The organism is Arthrobacter livingstonensis (assembly GCF_003219815.1).
In the GTDB taxonomy this organism is placed as follows: Bacteria; Actinomycetota; Actinomycetes; order Actinomycetales; family Micrococcaceae; genus Specibacter; species Specibacter livingstonensis.
The window spans coordinates 20,855-37,485 of record NZ_QJVD01000025.1; the positions used below are offsets into that span (position 1 = coordinate 20,855).

General features: G+C 65.0%; 16 protein-coding genes. 5 read left to right on the top strand and 11 right to left on the bottom strand.

The genetic code is table 11. The annotated features are described in order from the left end of the window. Positions 1-8: 8 nt before the first annotated feature. From CVV68_RS18370 to CVV68_RS18395, 7 genes are all read right to left on the bottom strand, one after another. On the bottom strand, positions 9-764 hold the full coding sequence (locus CVV68_RS18370; RefSeq protein WP_245933638.1) for a sugar kinase: 756 nt from the start codon (positions 762-764) through the stop codon (positions 9-11). Next, the gene (locus CVV68_RS24365; protein ID WP_245933646.1) at positions 704-970 is read right to left on the bottom strand and encodes a hypothetical protein; all 267 of its coding nucleotides are present in this window, start codon (positions 968-970) and stop codon (positions 704-706) included. Before CVV68_RS24365 ends, CVV68_RS18370 begins: the two co-directional genes overlap by 61 nt. A 6-nt stretch (positions 971-976) precedes the next feature. Further along, a complete protein-coding gene (locus CVV68_RS18375) occupies positions 977-1,633 on the bottom strand; it encodes a bifunctional 4-hydroxy-2-oxoglutarate aldolase/2-dehydro-3-deoxy-phosphogluconate aldolase (protein ID WP_110502485.1) in 657 nt (218 codons plus the stop codon). Positions 1,634-1,640: 7 nt separating this feature from the next. Continuing rightward, entirely contained in the window at positions 1,641-2,789 is a 1,149-nt protein-coding gene (dgoD, locus tag CVV68_RS18380) for a galactonate dehydratase (protein ID WP_110502452.1), read from the bottom strand. A gap of 10 nt (positions 2,790-2,799) precedes the next feature. Next, positions 2,800-3,693, bottom strand: coding sequence for a carbohydrate ABC transporter permease (locus CVV68_RS18385; RefSeq protein ID WP_110502453.1), 894 nt, complete (start codon positions 3,691-3,693; stop codon positions 2,800-2,802). Next, on the bottom strand, positions 3,690-4,628 hold the full coding sequence (locus tag CVV68_RS18390) for a carbohydrate ABC transporter permease (RefSeq protein WP_170133247.1): 939 nt from the start codon (positions 4,626-4,628) through the stop codon (positions 3,690-3,692). Before CVV68_RS18390 ends, CVV68_RS18385 begins: the two co-directional genes overlap by 4 nt. Positions 4,629-4,731: 103 nt before the next feature. Continuing rightward, a complete protein-coding gene (locus tag CVV68_RS18395; protein ID WP_110502454.1) occupies positions 4,732-6,012 on the bottom strand; it encodes an ABC transporter substrate-binding protein in 1,281 nt (426 codons plus the stop codon). A 140-nt stretch (positions 6,013-6,152) separates the two neighbouring features. Between CVV68_RS18395 and CVV68_RS18400 the strand changes: the two genes are divergently transcribed. The 3 genes from CVV68_RS18400 to CVV68_RS18410 all read left to right on the top strand — a co-directional run bounded on the left by CVV68_RS18400 (position 6,153) and on the right by CVV68_RS18410 (position 9,672). Beyond that, positions 6,153-6,971 (top strand): FadR/GntR family transcriptional regulator, encoded by an 819-nt coding sequence (locus CVV68_RS18400; protein WP_110502455.1) that lies wholly within the window; start codon positions 6,153-6,155, stop codon positions 6,969-6,971. Positions 6,972-7,006: 35 nt separating this feature from the next. After that, the gene (gene nadE, locus CVV68_RS18405) at positions 7,007-7,828 is read left to right on the top strand and encodes an NAD(+) synthase (RefSeq protein ID WP_110502456.1); all 822 of its coding nucleotides are present in this window, start codon (positions 7,007-7,009) and stop codon (positions 7,826-7,828) included. A 95-nt stretch (positions 7,829-7,923) separates the two neighbouring features. Then, complete coding sequence (locus tag CVV68_RS18410; RefSeq protein ID WP_110502457.1) at positions 7,924-9,672, top strand: AMP-binding protein; 1,749 nt, start codon at positions 7,924-7,926, stop codon at positions 9,670-9,672. 355 nt (positions 9,673-10,027) lie between these two features. Here CVV68_RS18410 and CVV68_RS18415 read toward each other — a convergent pair whose 3' ends face one another. The 3 genes from CVV68_RS18415 to CVV68_RS18425 form a co-directional block, all read right to left on the bottom strand. Continuing rightward, on the bottom strand, positions 10,028-10,963 hold the full coding sequence (locus CVV68_RS18415) for a glycine betaine ABC transporter substrate-binding protein (RefSeq protein WP_110502458.1): 936 nt from the start codon (positions 10,961-10,963) through the stop codon (positions 10,028-10,030). A gap of 82 nt (positions 10,964-11,045) precedes the next feature. Next, entirely contained in the window at positions 11,046-11,900 is an 855-nt protein-coding gene (locus tag CVV68_RS18420; protein WP_110502459.1) for an ABC transporter permease, read from the bottom strand. Further along, positions 11,900-13,162: a quaternary amine ABC transporter ATP-binding protein gene (locus CVV68_RS18425; RefSeq protein ID WP_110502487.1), complete on the bottom strand. Its 1,263-nt coding sequence runs from the start codon at positions 13,160-13,162 to the stop codon at positions 11,900-11,902. The genes CVV68_RS18420 and CVV68_RS18425 overlap by 1 nt, the downstream gene beginning before the upstream one ends. A gap of 636 nt (positions 13,163-13,798) precedes the next feature. Between CVV68_RS18425 and CVV68_RS18430 the strand changes: the two genes are divergently transcribed. Beyond that, positions 13,799-14,602: an exodeoxyribonuclease III gene (locus CVV68_RS18430; RefSeq protein WP_110502460.1), complete on the top strand. Its 804-nt coding sequence runs from the start codon at positions 13,799-13,801 to the stop codon at positions 14,600-14,602. Between the two features lie 3 nt (positions 14,603-14,605). Continuing rightward, positions 14,606-15,448, top strand: coding sequence for a DUF8083 family protein (locus CVV68_RS18435; protein WP_110502461.1), 843 nt, complete (start codon positions 14,606-14,608; stop codon positions 15,446-15,448). A 151-nt stretch (positions 15,449-15,599) separates the two neighbouring features. Here CVV68_RS18435 and CVV68_RS18440 read toward each other — a convergent pair whose 3' ends face one another. Then, the gene (locus CVV68_RS18440) at positions 15,600-16,613 is read right to left on the bottom strand and encodes a LacI family DNA-binding transcriptional regulator (RefSeq protein WP_110502462.1); all 1,014 of its coding nucleotides are present in this window, start codon (positions 16,611-16,613) and stop codon (positions 15,600-15,602) included. Positions 16,614-16,631: the final 18 nt, after the last annotated feature.

Consider the following 16,631-nt stretch of genomic DNA (forward strand, 5'->3'; position numbering starts at 1 on the left):
CGGCGCCTTTAGCGGTCCGTGCCGCCGGGGGCCAGCGATTCCAGGAGCCCCACCTCATCCCTGCGCGGCAGCCCCTCCCAGTCGCCGGCCGTACTCACGGCAAAGGCACCCAATACCGCTCCGCGCCGGAGCCGTACGGCAACGTCCCCACCGTCAAGGAGCGCCGAGAGATACCCGGCCACAAAGGCGTCCCCGGCGCCAACGGTGTCCACCGCTTCCACCGAAACCGCGTCAACGTGGCTCATGCCGTCTTCGGTGTACGCGTCCGCACCCCGGGCACCCAGCTTGACGACGACGTCGCGCACGCCGCGTTCCAGCAGTTCAGCGGCGATTGCACCTGCGGCATCCGCGCCGCGCGGCCGCCGGGAGAGAAGGTCCAGTTCGTCATCGGAGGCTATGACGACGGCGGCATGCCTGGTCAGCGGGGCAAGAACGGCCCGCGCCGCCTCCCTGGTCCACAGCTTGCTGCGGAAATTGACGTCCAGCGACACCATCATGCCGCTCGCGGCCGCCATCTCAGCCGCGAACGCAACGGCATCGAGGGCGTGCGCCGACAACGCCGGAGTAATCCCGGTCAGGTGCAGGATTCTCGCACCGTCCGCGAGCGGCTGCTCGAGGTCCGCGCGGCTGATGCCTGAACCGGCCGAGCCCTGGCGGTAATAAAAGGCCCGGCTGATGTCCGCCGTGCGCCGTTCCAGGAACATCACCCCGGTGGGCCGCCCACTGTCCCTTTCCAAACTGAGGTCCACGCCCTCGGCCCGCAACTGCCGTTCGATGAATTCGCCGTGCGGGTCCCTCCCAACACGGCCGGCCCAGCGCGCACCGAATGCCCCAGCCGGGACAGGCCCACAGCAACGTTCGACTCCGCCCCGGCGGCATGCATGGCCAGGTTGCCGCCCTGGGCCAGGGGCCCCTCGGAGCGCAGCGAGACCATGGTCTCGCCGAAGGTCAACACGTCAACGGATGCCACGGGCCCTCAGCTCTCCCCTCGGGAATGGTCGGCAGCACGCCGAAGGTACTCCCGGGCGCGTGCGCGCATCCCGCCCAGGTCACCGCCGGCCGACGCGGCATTCCCTACCAGGGGGCTGCCCGGCCCAACGGCGGCGGCGCCGGCATCCCAATAGTCGGCCGCGTCCCCGGCTCCAACCCCGCCAACCGCAATCAAGGGGACGTTCGGGAACGGGTCATGCAGCGCCTTGAGGTAGCGCGGCCCCCCAATGAAGGCGGGAAAGAGCTTGATCAAGGTGGCACCGCGGCTCATTCCCTCATGCACCTCGGTGGGCGTCAGTGCCCCTGCCAGCACCGGGAGGCCCCGGCGGACGCCCTCGCGGACGGAGTCCGCCAGGGCGGGCGTGACGATGAATTGGGCACCGGCGGCTTCCACCTCCCGGACGTCGCTCACGCTCAGGACCGTGCCGGCCCCCACCAGCGCGTCCGGCGGTGCGGCTGCGCGGACTGCGGCAATGACGCCCGGAGCGTCCGGCGTAGTCAATGCAACTTCAACATAGCGGAACCCCTCCTCCATCAGCGCCAGTGCGGCCGCCGTTGCTGCTTCTCTGCAACTGCCGCGCACAATGGCCACGAGCTTGGCCGCCCGAACCCCGGCAAGGAATTCCTGTGGTGTCTGGTTCATCATCGCCTCACCATTCCGCAAAGGAGCCGTCGGCGTGGCGCCAGACCGGCCCACGCCAGGCGTGGCCGCGCTTATCGGCCTCACGAACGGCATGCTCATCAATTTCAATGCCCAGCCCAGGGCCAAGAAGTCGCTCAAAGTGGCCGTCCACAAACTTCAGCGGGCTCTTGTCCAGCACGTAGTCAAGGACCTCGGCACCCTGGTTGTAGTGGATGCCGATGCTTTGCTCCTGGATGAGGAAGTTGGGCGTGGCAAACCCCACCTGCAGGCAGGCGGCGAGCGCCAGGGGCCCGAGGGGACAGTGCGGGGCCAGCTGGACGTCATAGACCTCTGCCAGCGCCGCTATTTTGCGCACCTCGGTGATGCCGCCGGCGTGCGAGAGGTCGGGCTGTGCCACGGCGATGCCGGCCTGCAGCGCCGGCAGGAATTCCTGCCGGTTGTATAGCCTTTCCCCCGTGGAGACCGGCGTGGTGGTTGACTGGGTGAATTCCCGCAGCAGGTGCGTGTTTTCCGGGACCACGGGCTCTTCCAGGAAGAACGGCCGGTAGGGTTCCAGGAGCGGCGCCACCCGGCGGGCGTTGGCGAGGGTAAACCGCCCGTGGAAGTCGACGGCAACGTCGCGGTGCTCCCCGAGAACTTCCCGGGCGGCCGCCACCCGGCGGACCACGCCGTCGATCTCCGCCACCGACGCCACGGGGGACATCCGCCCGCTGGCGTTCATTTTCACGGCCGTCAGCCCAACGTCCAGCTGGGCCTGGATCGACTCGGCGACTTCACCCGGTTCGTCCCCGCCCACCCAGCCATAGGCGCGGATGCGGTCGCGGACGTGTCCGCCCAGGAGCTGGTGGACCGGGGTGTTGAAGTGCTTGCCCGCAATATCCCAGAGCGCCTGGTCCAGGCCCGAGACCGCACTGGCGAGGATGGGCCCGCCCCGGTAGAAGGAACCCTTGGTCATGACCTGCCAGTGGTCCTCGATGCGGAGCGCGTCGGCCCCCATGAGAATTTCGGAGAGCTGTTCGACGGCGGTGCGCACGGTTTCGCTCCTGCCCTCGCACGTGGCCTCCCCCCAACCCACAATCCCGCTGGCGGTCTCGATCCGCACAAACAGCCAGCGCGGCGGGACGAGAAAGGTTTCTACTTTGACAATGCGGGTCACGAATGCGCGCCTATCCCTTGGTTGCGCCGGCAGTCATGCCGGAGACGATGTATTTTTGCGTGAAAAGGGCGATGACCATGATCGGCACGGTGACCACCGTTGCCGCGGCCATGAGCCCGCCCCAGTCGATGCTGGCGTAGGAGACAAAGTCAAAGATCGCCACCGGGAGGGTTTTCGTGTGGGCGCCGGAGAGCACCAGCGCAAACATGAAGTTGTTCCACGAAAAGATGAACGCCAGGATCCCCGCCGTCGCCATGCCGCCCACGGACAGCGGGAGTGTGATCTTCTGGAATGCGCCGATCGGGGTCAATCCGTCGACCTGGGCGGACTCCTCCAGTTCCAGCGGCATGGAGTCGAAGTAGCTCATCATGATGTACACAATCAATGGCAGCGCCACGAACATGTGGCTCAAAATGAGGACGGTGAATCCGCCCACCATGCGCATGTTGGAGAATACGTAGTACCACGGCACCAGGAGGGAAATCCCGGGGATGACGCGGGCCATCAGCACCACCAGGGCCGAACGCTGCATGGTGAACCTGCTCATGGCGTAGGCGGCGGGGACGCCCAGGACCAGCGAAAGCACCGTGGAGACGAACGCCACCCAGAAGCTGTTGAAAATGTAGACAAAGTAGTTGTTGCGGGTGATGACGTTGACGTAGTTCTCCAACGTCGGGGTAAAGACGATCGTCTTTGTGGCGTCGTAAATGTCAACGTTGGTTTTCAGCGATGACGCGAAAAGCCAGGCCAGGGGGGCCAGCAGGGCCAGAACCACGACGGTGAGCGCACCAACGCGGAACCATTTGTAGGCACGCACGGACAGCGGCTTGCGGCGGCGGACCGGCCGCGCGGTGCCGTGCGGATCCACTTGGGTGCTGCCGGCGGACAGAAGTGATTTGCTCATTGCTTCGCGCCTTTCCTGCGCCGGGTCAGAATCCACATGAACGCGATGATGATGAGGAAGAAGATCATGAGCACGGCGGAGGCAACGCCGTATTCGTTGTAGTCGAAGCTCAGCCCGTACGCGTACACATTCAGCGTCTCCACCTCATGGAAGGACCCTCCGCCCTTGCCCTTCGTGGCGTAGAGAGTGTCAAAGGTTTTCAATGCGTCAATGCTGCGCAGCAGGATGGCGACGATCACGGTTGGCATGATCAGCGGCAAGGTGACGTAAAAGAACCGCTGCCTGGCGTTGGCACCGTCAACGCGTGCGGCCTCGTCGGGTTCATCCGAGAGCGACGTCAGCCCGGCCAGCAGAATCAGCACCACCATCGGCGTCCACTGCCAAATGTCCATGAAGATGGTGGTGGGAAGGGCCGTGTACTGCCCTGACAGCAACGGTTGCGGGGGAATGCCCACCCAGCCGAGCATCTGGTTCGCGAAGCCGATGTTGGGGTCAAAGATCAAACGCCACATCATGCCGACCGCCACCGGTGTTGCCACCAGCGGAAGCAGGATGGCGACGCGGACCCATTTCTCCCCACGGAAGGGACGCCAGAGAAGAAGGGCAATGATCATGCCGAGGACCATTTCGACAGCCAGCGCGCTAAAGGTGAAGTAGGCGGTCCGCCCGGCCGCGGGCCAAAAGCGGTCGGTGTCGGAAAGGACCGTCAGGTAGTTTTTCAAGCCGATGAAATCCGACGGCGCCCGCACCGAACCGTGCGCATCCGTCAGGCTCAGGTAGATGGTCCACACCAACGGGAAAATGATGAGCAGTCCAACGAAGATCATGGCCGGGGCCGCAAACAGCCATTTTCTGTGCTTGTTGGCCCAGTCGGAGAAGGTCCTCGGCTTCGCCACCCCCTTTGCACGGGTTGGGGTCGTATAAGAAACAGACATGGTTCACCTAAAGAGTTGGGACGGATGGGCCTGCACGCACAGCCCGGTGCGGCGGTGCGGCAAGGCAGCCAACGGGGCTGCCCTGCCGCACAGAAAGGCTCTGCTACTTGTCGCTTTCCAGGAACTTCTGGAACGCGTCATTGGATGTTGCCGCGGCGGCGGCGGAATCACCGCCCGTGATGGCGGTGACGATCGGTTCCCCGACAATCTCACGCGCCTTGCCAACGGCAATCACCAGGGGACGGTCGTGGCCCACCCCGTGTTCGGCACTGAAGGCGATGGCCTCGGCCAGGTCCTTCGGGTATGTCGAGATGCCGTCAGCGTCCGCCCAGACGGAACTGCGCGGTCCGGGGACGCCGGCCTTCTGGGCGGCAAGGGTCCGTTCCTTGGATGTTGCCCACTGGATGAATTTCCAGGCGTTGTCCTGGTTTCCGGAGGCCGAGTTGATGGCAAGGCCCCATGAGGGGATGTTGTAGGGCTTGGAGCCCGCGGGGCCCGCCGGCAGAGCGGCGAACCCGACCTTGTCGGCAACCTTGGACTTTGCGGTGTCGGTGGCGTTCTTGTACAGGGAATCGGCCTCGGTGTAGAAGGCCGCATTGCCCTGCGTGAAGATTGCCATGGCCTCCGGCCAGCTCATGTCCGTGCTGACGTTGGCGGGACCGTACTTGTTGATCAAGCCGCCATAAAACGCGTAGGCGGCCTTGGCCTCAGGCGTGGCGATGGTCGACTTCCCGGAATCGTCCATGAAGTCCCCGCCGAAGCTGTACAGGAAGCTGGAAAACTGCGTGACCGCCGCGGACTTGTTGGTGCGGGCCACGAACCCGGCAATTCCCTTGTTGGCCGCGGAAATCTTCTTGGCCGCTGCTTCTAGCTCCTCCATGGTCTTGGGAACGGCCACCCCCGCCGCTTCGAGGAGGTCCTTGCGGTAGTAGAGCACCTCGCGCTCGGTGATGATCGGGACGCCGACCACCTTGCCGTCAAAGGTGCTGGCGGTGACCGGTCCCGGCTGGAAGTCCTTCCAGTCCCACGACGCATCCGAGCTGACGTGCTTGGTCAGGTCGGCCAGATACGTGTTCTTGGCGAACTGCTTGCCCTCCTGCAGGGGGCGGTACATCATCACATCAATTTCATCGCTGCCCGCGTTGAGCTTGACGTTGTACTGGTCGGAGAGCTGGTCTTCGCCAAGCTGGGTCAGTTCGACCTTCAGTCCTGACTCTTTCTCAAATTCCGGGATGGCGGCCTTGATGCCGTCGGTCCACACATGGTTGGCCAGCGTGACGCGAACCGTGTCGGAGGCTTTTCCTTCGCCGCCGCCACAGGCAGCAACACCAAACGGAACCACAACTGCAACAGCGAGAAGCTGGAGTACAGAGCGTCGCTTCATTACGACTTCCTTTTCTTTTGGGCCGGAGCCTCAAGGCTCCAAACAACTATGTGGCATCAAAACACATATGCCGTATTTGCGATGTTAGTCACATAAAACATACTTATCAACGACCGTGATCCAATCGGTATGATGCACTCATGACCGCCCCCCGGACAGTTGAGCCACCACCACCCGCCCCCGATCACGGCTCGGGGGCGGCCGGGGGAGTTCCATCCACCGGGCTCCCCCGGGAATATCTGCACTCGGCGCTTGTCGACAAACTCGGCCTGGCGGTGGTGACGCGGGAATTTCCGCCCCACGCCGTGCTCCGGATCGAGGAGCTGGAGGCACGCTATGGCGTTTCGCGATCCGTCATCCGGGAGGTCATCAGGGTCCTGTCGTCCCTGGGTCTGGTGGCATCACGGCGCCGCCTGGGCACGGTGGTCCAAGCCGCATCGGCTTGGAACTTGTATGATCCCCATGTCATCCGGTGGCGCCTGGCCTCGAATGACCGCATCGACCAGCTGCGCAGCCTCGGGGAGCTGCGTTCCGCCGTCGAACCCCAAGCGGCGAAACTTGCTGCAGAACGTGCCAGTTTTGCCGATGCCAGCGAGCTGGTGTCGCTGTCGGCCAAAATGTGGGCCAGAGGCCACGATTCCAACATTGCCGAGTTCCTCAAGCTCGACGTGCTCTTCCACGCAAAATTGCTGGAAGCCTCCGGCAATGAAATGTTCGCCCAACTCAATTCACTTGTGACCGAGGTTCTCAAGGGCCGCATTGAGCATGGCCTCATGCCGCACAGCCCCAACCATGAGGCCATGCAGTTCCACGTGGATGTTGCCAATGCCATCCAGAGGCGTGACGGCGCGGCTGCACATGCGGCCATGACCAGGATTGTTGAGCAGTCCATGGATGAAATGGGCGTCATTTGGGAAGAGGCGCATCCGCCAACTGCAGGGCGGGACCCGGCCCCGTAACACGCCGGTTACATCCACGCGCTAGCCTTAGTCCCATGCGCGAACTCCAGGCACAGATCATTGCAGAACTAGGCGTCCAGCCCCGGATTGACCCGGCTGCGGAAATCAAGCGGCGCGTGGATTTCCTCAAGGACTACCTCAAGGCCACGGGCACCAGGGGCTATGTGCTGGGCATCAGCGGCGGCATCGACTCCACACTGGCCGGCCGCCTGGCACAGCTCGCCGTTGAATCGCTGGCGCAGGAGGGCATCGATGCCAACTTCATCGCCGTCCGCCTGCCCTACGGCGTCCAGCACGACGAAGATGACGCACAGGCGGCCATGGGCTTCATCCAGGCCAAGACGGAACGCACCTTCAACATTGCCGCGGCCGTGGACGGCTTTGAGGCGGAATTTGCCAAGACCGCCACGGAGGACGTCTCCGACTTCAACAAGGGCAACATCAAGGCCCGCTCCCGCATGATTGCCCAGTATGCGCTGGCCGGCCACGACAACCTGCTGGTGGTCGGCACCGACCACGCGGCCGAGTCCGTCACGGGATTCTTTACGAAGTTTGGCGACGGCGGAGCGGACATCCTGCCGCTGTTCACCTTGAACAAGCGCCAAAACCGGGCCCTGCTGCGCGAACTCGGCGCCCCCGAACTGCTCTGGGCCAAGGTGCCCACCGCAGACCTGCTGGATGGAAAGCCCGGGCGCACCGACGAGGACGAACTCGGCATCAGCTATGACGAGATTGACGACTACCTGGAGGGCCGCGACATCGGCGAGGTCTCGGCGTCGGGCATTGAACGGCGCTACCTGCAAAGCCGGCACAAGCGCACCACGCCGGTGTCCCTGCTGGACACATGGTGGAAGTAGGGCGCCAGACCACCGGCTGCGCGTATATTTCAAAGTGAACGAACGCCTGGACCCCAGGCCCAACATTCCGGCAACGACGCCGAAAGGTGCTCACCATGAACGTCACTGAAGAATTCCGCGCGGCCCGCAACAAACTGCTGGAGATGCGGCTTGACAACGCCAGGGCCCAAAGGGAATTCACCTGGCCGGCATTCACCGAGTTCAACTTTGCCCTGGACTGGATCGATCAAATCGCCCGGGACCCGGCTACCGGCAACAACCCCGCGCTGGTCATCGTGGAACAGGACGGCACCGCCACCCGCCGCAGCTTCAAGGACCTCTCGCTGCGGTCCAACCAGGTGGCCAACTGGCTCCGCGGGGAGGGCATCCACCGCGGCGACCACATGATCATCATGCTCGGCAACCAGGTGGAACTGTGGGAGCTCATGCTGGCCTGCATCAAGCTCGGCGTCGTCATGATCCCCACCACCACCATGATGGGTCCGGCCGATCTGCGTGACAGGGTGGAGCGCGGTGCGGCCCGGTGGGTGGGCGCCCGGGCTGAGGACATCGCCAAGTTCGCCGACGTGCCCGGAGATTACGCGCTGGTGCGCATCGGCGCCGGAACCGGATCAACCGCAGACGCCGGCCGGGCCGTCCTGGACTACTCTGAGTCGACCCATTCAGCCAAGGACTTCACGCCGGACGCCCCCACCAGGGCCGATGAAACCATGCTGCTCTACTTCACTTCCGGCACCACGTCCAAGGCCAAGCTCGTGGAGCACACGCACACGTCCTACCCCGTGGGCCACCTCTCCACCATGTTCTGGATCGGGCTGGAACCCGGCGACGTCCACCTGAACGTCGCCTCCCCGGGCTGGGCCAAGCACGCCTGGTCCAACGTCTTCACCCCGTGGATTGCCGAGGCCTGCGTCTTCGTTTACAACTACACACGCTTCGATGCCAAGGCCCTCATGGCGCAAATGGACGCCGAGCACGTCACCAGCTTCTGCGCCCCGCCCACCGTGTGGCGCATGCTCATTCAGGCCGATCTGACGCTGCTCAAGTCCCCGCCCACCAAGGTGGTTTCCGCCGGCGAGCCGCTCAACGCCGAGGTGATCGACCAGGTGGAGCGCGCCTGGGGTCAGCTGATCAGGGACGGCTTCGGCCAGACCGAGACCACCGTCCAGGTGGCCAATACGCCCGGCCAGCCCATCAAGATCGGCTCCATGGGACGTCCCCTGCCCGGCTACGACGTGGTACTGGTGGACCTGCTCACCGGGGAGGAAACGGACGACGGCGAGCTTTGCCTGCGTCTGGACCCCGCCCCCGTGGGGCTCACCAAGGGCTACTTTGGCGACCCCGCCAAGACGGCGGAGGCCTTTAGGGGCGGCTACTACCACACCGGGGACGTGGCCAGCCGGGACGAGAACGGCATCCTGACCTACATCGGGCGCAGCGACGACGTCTTCAAGTCCTCCGACTACCGGCTCTCCCCGTTTGAGCTGGAGAGCGTGTTGATTGAGCACCCGGCGGTTGCGGAGGCGGCCGTGGTCCCCTCCCCTGACGAGCTGCGCCTGAATGTGCCGAAGGCCTATGTGGTGCTGGCCGCCGCCTACGAGCCCAGCGACGAGCTCGCGGGGCAGATCTTTGCGTTCTGCCGCGAACACCTGCCGGCGTACAAGCGGATCCGCCGGCTGGAGTTTGCCGAACTGCCCAAGACCATCTCCGGGAAGATCCGGCGGGTGGAGCTGCGGGCCAACGAAGAAGCGCGCCACGGCCCCGGTTCCGTGCCGGGCGCGCCCGTTCCGTCCGGACTGGGCCGGGAGTATTCAGATTCCGAGTTCCCCGCCGGCGCAAGCTGACAATAGGCGCCAACGGTGATACCGCGTTCCCGCAAAACGCGCCAACGGTGATACCGCGTTCCCGCAAAACGCGCCAACGGTGATACCGCGTTCCCGCAAAACGCGCCAACGGTGATACCGCGTTCCCGCAAAACGCGCCAACGGTGATACCGCGTTCCCGCAAAACGCGCCAACGGTGATACCGCGTTCCCGCAAAACGCGCCAACGGTGATACCGCGTTGGGGGGTCTGACAGGCTGGCCCGGCGGCGGGGTTGGTGTTCCCGTAGGCGACGTCAGGGAGACTTGAGGCCGCCCGCGGCCGAAGGTCGGAAAGTCGCCGAGGGAATGCCGGCCCCGCCGCCGCGAAACCGGGGATTACTTCGCCGGGGTCGGTGTGGCCGCTGCCTTCGCGGCCGGAGCGGACTCGGTCAGGGCGTCGACCCATTCCTGGTTGTCGGCGATCCACTTCTTCACGGCCGGGCCGTGGTCGTCCGTCTTCGCCCCGTTGAACATGGCGTTCTCCAGCGAGTACAGGTGCTTGGAGTCCATCTTGAAGTTCTTCAGCCAGCCGTCAAGCTTCGGGTAGTCCTTGTCAAAGTCCATGCGTGAGTAGCCGTAGATGCCCTCGGCCGCGCCCAGCGCCCCCTTGGGGTCCTTGAGGTCCTTGATGTCGAAGGCGTCATAGGCCCAGTGCGGGCGCCACAGGGTGACGGCGATGTTCTCACCCTTGGTGGTGGCGGCCTTCAGCTCCGAGAGCATCGCCGGGGTGGAGGAGGTGACGTAGTCCATCTTCTCCAGACCGTAGTCCGGAATCACCTTCTTGTTGGTGGCCTCGGTCAGGCCCGCGCCTGCTTCAATGCCCACAATCTTGTTCCCGAACTTGTCCGCGTTGGCTGCCAGCTGGTCCAGCGAGTCGATGGGGGCGTCCTTGTTCACGGCGATGGTCAGCTTGGCCTCGCTGTTCCACTTGCCGAGCTCGGAAATGTCCTTCCCGTACTTGTCCATGAGGGTCTTGTGCGTGACCGGCAGCCAGGTGTCCAGCGTCAGGTCGTAGTCGCCGGTCGACAGGCCCGAGAAGACAGGGGCAACGTCGGCGTTCTTCAGCTCGACGTTGTAGCCCTTCTCATCCAGGATCGACTTCCACAGCTCGGACGCGGCAATGCCCTCATCCCAGCCGTTGAACACGGCGATGCTCACGTCCTTCTTATCCCCGTTGTCCACGGTGGCGGCGCTGGATCCGGAGCCACAGGCGCTCAGGCCCAAGGCCACGGTTGCCGCGATTGCGGCAATTGACAGAAACTTCTTCTTCAAGGTTCATTCCTTTCATTGGCCGCACAGTTGCGCAGCCGCGATTGGTTTGTAAAACGTTCTCCCGCCATTCGGCGGGCAGACCTTAGGCGGCTTGGAGCACCGCAGCCGTCTTGTCGCTGCCCAGGCTCGCCGTCACCCGGTCCAGGAAGATCGCCAGAATGACGACGGAGATCCCGGCCTCAAAACCCAGCCCGGCATCGATGCGGCTCAGCGAGGCAACGATTTCGCCACCGAGGCCGGGCGCACCGACCATGCCGGCGATGACCACCATGGACAGCGAGAGCATGATGACCTGGTTGACACCGGCCATGATGGTGGGCCGGGCCAGCGGCAACTGGATTTGGCGCAGGATCCTGGCCGGGCTGGAGCCGAAGGCGTGCCCGGCCTCCACCACTTCCTTGTCCACGCCGCGGATGCCCAGTTCAGTGAAGCGGACGCCCGGGGCCATGGCGAAGATGATGGTGGCGATGATGCCCGGCACCACCCCAACGCGGAACATGAGCAGGGCGGGAATCAGGTACACCATGGCGGGCATGGTCTGCATAAAGTCCAGAATGGGCTTGATGACACCTGAGGCCCGGTTGGAGCTGGCTGCCCAGATGCCCAGCGGGATGCTGATGACAACGGCCACCACGGTGGCGATAACCACCAGCGCCATGGAGTGCATGGCGTTGTCCCACTGGTCGACGGCGGCAATGACGGTGAATCCAACGACGGTACCGATCCCCAGTTTCCAGCTGCTGGCCCACCAGGCGATGGCGGCAAAGACGAGGATGACGGCCCAGAACGGCGGGGCGTTCAGCAGCCAGTCAAGGCCGTCGTAGGCGTTGACAAAGACGTGGCGGACGGCAGTGAAGAAGCCGTCGAGCGTGGTGATCAGCCAGTCAAGGCCCACTGCCACCCAGTCACCCAGGGGAATCCTGAAGTCCGGTTCCACTATGCGTCTCCTTCGGTCTTGGCCAGCGCGGCCGTGACAAGTTGTTCGGGCAGCGGCGCCGTGGCGGCCTCAACCACGGGGAACTCGCCAGTGGTCGAAGGCACATTGCCCAGGGCGGCCAGCAGCGTCACGCGCGGCAGGGCACCCACCAGGCGTCCGGCGTCGTCCACCACGGGCAGCGGGATGGGACTTTCCACAGCGCGGCCAAAAAGGTCATTCAAGGCAGTGTCCGGGGTGACCGGCTCAATGCCGTTGCGCACGGCGGAGGCCAGGTCGGAGCCGTGCTTTTCCACCAGCGCCATGACATCGCGGTCGCGGACCACGCCGTGGAACATGCGGCGGCGGTCCACCACGAACGCGGCCGAAACCTGCAGATCCCGCATGGTTCGCAGGGCGTTGCGGGGCCCACCGGAGAGGTTGACCACCGCCAGCGGCGGCTCCATGACACCGCCGGCGGTCAGCACGCGGGTCCTGTCCACGTCCTGCACAAACTGCGCAACGTAGTCGTTCGCCGGACTGGTGAGAATCTCATCCGGCGTGCCGATCTGAACGATCTCGCCGTCACGCATGACGGCAATCCGGTCGCCCAGGAACATGGCCTCATTGAGGTCGTGGGTGATGAAGATGATGGTCTTGTCCAGTTCGGACTGCAGCACCACCAGCTGTTCCTGCATTTCGCGGCGGATCAGCGGGTCAAGGGCGGAGAATGCCTCGTCCATGAGCAGGATGTCAGTCTCGGCGCACAGGGCGCGGGCCAGGCCGACGCGCTGCTGCATGCCGCCGGAAAGCTCGGACGGGAACTTCGCCCCCCAGTCTTCCAAGCCCACCAGGGACAGGACCTTTTCGGCGCGGGCCAGGCGGTCCGCCTTCGCCACGCCCTGGACCTCCAGGGCGTAGGCGGCGTTCTCGAGCACGGTACGGTGCGGCATGAGGGCAAAGTGCTGGAACACCATGGAGATCTTGCGCTGGCGGACCTTGCGCAACTCCTTGTCGCTGATCTTGGAGATGTCGGTTTCGCCGACGACGACGGACCCCTCCGTGGGTGCCCACAGCCCGTTGAGCGTGCGGATCAGCGTGGATTTTCCGGAGCCGGACAGGCCCATGACCACGAAGATCTCACCCCGGTTGACCTCGAAGGAGGCGTCGATAACGGCGGCCGTGCCCAGCGTGGCCACCTCGGCGCGGCTCTTGCCGGACTTCAGGCGCTTGACCACCTCGGCAGGGCGCTTGCCGAAGGCCTTGTAGACATGGCTGACCCGCAGGGCAATGTCCGGGCCGCCGGGAGGAGCGGGCTGTGTTTCTTTTGGTGCCTCTTGTTGCGTGGATTCGTACACGTACTACCCATCTACGCCGCATGGCGCACGGACGGGATCGCCGTCGGTGCGCGGATGTGGCGGTTAAGTGGTGGTGCTGCAGGCGTTGAAACGCGTCAAACTCTTCGCTTCCCCGCACGCCCCGGCCGGGGCAGCAAGGAAAGACGGCCCCAAGCGAGATGGGGAACGGGAAGCTATCCCTGCCGCCAGTTCGTCACGGCCTGAGTCTGGCGGGGAGTCATCGGCGGCCACACCCGTTCTGGGTGTATTCACTGTCAATTCCCAGCTGCCCGCAGGCTTGTCGGTTTACTGGTTCATCTCCACGCTAACAAAACGAATTTCGCTGTCGGCATAAAACGCCGCCCATTTGGGTGGCCCGGGCAACCATCCTGCGGCCATGGGCCTGCGATGGCGGGGCCAGGCAGGAGTTATGGCTTTGTGACCAAGCGCATGCTTTTCTGCCGTTCCACACCCCGGAAAGTAGTGGCCTTCGTCACAGCGAATGCAGAAAATGGAGCCGCGGGTGCCGCCGGCCGGAGTCCGTGCCATCACCACTTGCGCAGCTTAACTTGATAGCTTGAAGGCGTGAAGATAGCTACCTGGAATGTGAATTCGCTCCGCGCCCGTGCCGACCGTGTGGAGGACTGGCTGCGCCGCACCGACGCCGATGTCCTGGCCATCCAAGAAACCAAGTGCAAGGACGAGAACTTCCCGTGGGAGCTCTTTGAAAACAACGGTTACGAGGTGGCCCACTTCGGCTTCAGCCAGTGGAACGGCGTGGCCATTGCGTCCCGGGTGGGCCTGGAGGACGTGGAGCGCACCTTTGCCGGCCAGCCCGCATTCGGCAAGGGCGGAAAGGACCCTGTGCAGGAAGCCCGCGCCATTGCGGCCACCTGCGACGGCGTGCGCATCTGGAGCCTCTACGTGCCCAACGGCCGCGCCCTGGACGACGAGCACATGCCGTACAAGCTGCAGTGGCTGGACGTGCTGAAGAACCGGGCCACCGGCTGGCTGGCGGAAGACCCCAACGCCCAGATCGCATTGATGGGCGACTGGAACATCGCCCCCCAGGACGACGATGTCTGGGACATCGACTTCTTCATCGAGCAGGGCCTGACCCACGTCAGCGCGCCCGAGCGCGCAGCGTTCGGTGCCTTTGAAGCGGCAGGTTTCTCCGACGTCGTACGCCCCCTGCACCCGGGGCCCGGCGTCTACACCTACTGGGACTACACGCAGCTGCGCTTCCCCAAGAAGGAAGGCATGCGCATCGACTTCGTCATGGCCTCCCCGGCGCTGGCGGCGCGCGTGACCGGTGCCGAAATTGACCGCGCGGAGCGCAAGGGCAAGGGCGCCTCGGACCATGCGCCCGTGATCGTGGAGCTGGGCTAGGCCATGCGCAACGGGCTGTATCTAGGGGGTGTGCAGTTGCCGTTTGTCTCCAGCCTGCGCGTCTACCTGCCCCGTGAAACCTACACGCCCGAACAGTTCAACTACCTGCAGGGGCGCCTGGACGCCGGCCAAAACGCCGTCACCGTTGATGCCCAGGAACTGGCCGATTCACTGGGGCGGGTCAGCCGGACCTCGGCAAACCCCCTGCCGACGCCGGCCGCGGACCGGGTCCGGGTGTTCCAGGCCAGTGAGGGGTCGGCACTGCTGTACGCCCCAAACCAGGTGGTGGCCCGTTCCATTTCCGCCACCACCGAGCTCCTCAGCGGTCCCATGGCGCAACTGGCGAAACTGGTGGTGCCCGACGCCGAATGGGACCGCCACCTGGAGCGGATGGAGACCGCGCCCGTGCCTGGCGCCACGGTGCAGACCCGCACATCCACGTGGGGCATCCCGTTCAGCTGGTTCACCCTGGTCCATGCCAATGACCGCATGGAAGTCGTGGAAGCCAACGGCCGCATTCTGACCGTGCGCATCCAGGTCCCCCTGCCACTTGCGGTGGAACGGGCAGGGCGGACGCTGAAGATGCTGGCCGAAATGGCCCCGGACCTTGACCTGTTTGAAGAGCTCGACGATCTGCACGGCTGGCTGGACGCGTTCAGCGACGACGGCGTGGTGGAACTCGACTACGGTCCCGTTGCCAACCGGGTGCACCCCGACGACTCCCCCAGCGACGTCCACGACGGGCTGCAGTGCCTGGCCGACGGGGACCTGACCGGCGCCGCGGCCGCCTACCGGCGCCTGGCCCGCCGCTGGATGCCCATCCGCCAGCTGGCCCGCGCGAACTAGCCCCCACTGCCGGCCCGATTCCCGGGAACCTGCCAGCCGCGGGCCCAGCCAGCTCCTCCCCGTTGGAGGATCGCGGGACTTTGAAGCTGCGCAAGGTGAGAGCCCAGCCATGCGCAGCTTCGGAGTGGTTGGGATCGATCCCCGGCCCGGCTCAGGACCGCGGCGCGGCCGTGCTGTGCCGGATTTTCAGCTCAAACGGCATAAGCACGTCCCTAACGGAACCGGCAGCCCCTGCCAGCTCGGCCAACAGCATTGCGGCGGCGGATCGGCCATGGTTCCAGGGCTCCTGGGCAATGGTGGTCAGCCCCGCCGGGGCTGAAAAATCGTGGTCGTCAATCCCCACAACCGACAGTTCCTCGGGAATACGGATGCCGCGGCGCTGGGCCTCAAACATGGCACCCAGCGCCATCTCATCCGATCCGCAAAAAAGCGCGGTGGGAAGCTCACCCGGCGCATCGAAAATTCGCACTGCGGCCCGCGCGCCGTCAGCCACCGTGAAATCGCCGGCCGCGGTCCAGTCCGGTCGGAGCTCCAGCCCCGCACCCGCCATTGCCGTCTCGAACGCCACCGTGCGCAGTGCCGGGACCTTGAAGTTCTTCTCGTCCTGGATGCCGCCACGGATGTGGCCAACGCCGCGGTGCCCCAGCCCGATCAGGTGGCCGGTGGCGGTTGCGGCGGCTGCGGCATCGTCAATGTAGACGCCGTGGCAGCCCGCCACCGGGCCGCCCACGGAGAGCAGCGGGATGTCCGTGTGGTGGAGTTGGCGCAGTTCCTCCTCGGAGAGTCCAAGAGACAACACCAGCAGCCCGTCAATTTGTTTGCGCACCATGCTTTCGGTGAAGCTGCGCTTCTGCCCGTGGACATACCCGCCCAGGCTAAAGAGCAGCAGGTTGTAGCCATTCTCGCGCAACACCTGGTCGATCCCCTCGATGGCGTGCCCAAAGTACCAGCGGTCCACAAACGGCACCAGCACCCCTACGGTCCTGGTGCGGCCGGTGGCGAGGCCGCTGGCCGACGGCGAGGGCACGTAGCCCAGCTCCGCCGCGACGGCCAGCACCTTCGCCCGGGTGGCCTCGCTGACCCGGGGCAGTCCCCGCAGCGCGCGTGACACCGTGGCCGTGGAGACCTGCGCCTGCGCCGCAACATCGTCAATGCTCACGCCCATTTCGACTCTCCCCTCAGG